Here is an 837-nt window from a genome sequence, read left to right on the forward strand (position 1 = left end):
TTAAAGTTGCTACACAAAACAACATACATGCTGGTACAAATAAAGCTACTCTAACTCTTGAAGACGGCAGTAAAATAGCCCTAGAAAAAGGGCAAAATTATATTAACAACAATATTAAAAGTAATGGTAAAGAATTAATTTACAGTACACCCGCTACCACAAAACAAAGTATATCTTACAATTATTTAACCATTCCAAGAGGCGGACAATTTTTGGTAAACCTATCAGACGGTACTAAAGTTTGGTTAAATTCAGATTCGCAATTAAAATACCCAACAAATTTTATTGAAGGAGAAACCAGAACTGTAGAGCTTGTATATGGCGAAGCTTATTTTGATGTATCACCAAGTACTATTAACAATGGCACTAAATTTAAAGTATTAAACAACCACCAAACTATTGAAGTTTTAGGAACAGAATTTAATATAAAAGCCTATAAAGAAGACACACATATTTTAACCACTTTGGTTGAAGGAAAAGTAATGGTTACTAACCATACAAATAGTACCGTTTTAAAACCCAATCAGCAATCAATAATTACCCCTAACAACAACAAAATTATAGTAAACACCATTAATGTTTACAATGAAATTTCGTGGAAAGACGGCGTATTTAGCTTTAAAAACAAGCCTTTAAAAGAAATAATGATGGTTTTATCTAGATGGTATAATGTTGATGTAAACTTTAAAAACAAAAATATTGAGCATGAGCTTTTTGGAGGCTCTTTTGATAAAACACAAAATATAGAAGAAATTTTAACAATGATACAAAACGCAACAAATATGTCTTTTATTATTCAAAATGGACAAGTAATTATAGAATAATAAAAAGGGAAAA

Annotated in this window: 1 protein-coding gene; it reads left to right on the top strand. The window is 29.3% G+C overall.

All coding sequences use genetic code 11. The features are described 5' to 3' along the window. A partial coding sequence (locus FUA24_RS07765) for a FecR family protein (RefSeq protein ID WP_148541181.1) occupies positions 1–824 on the top strand: 824 nt, incomplete at its 5' end. Positions 825–837: the final 13 nt, after the last annotated feature.

The sequence above is a fragment of the Seonamhaeicola marinus genome (assembly GCF_008085455.1).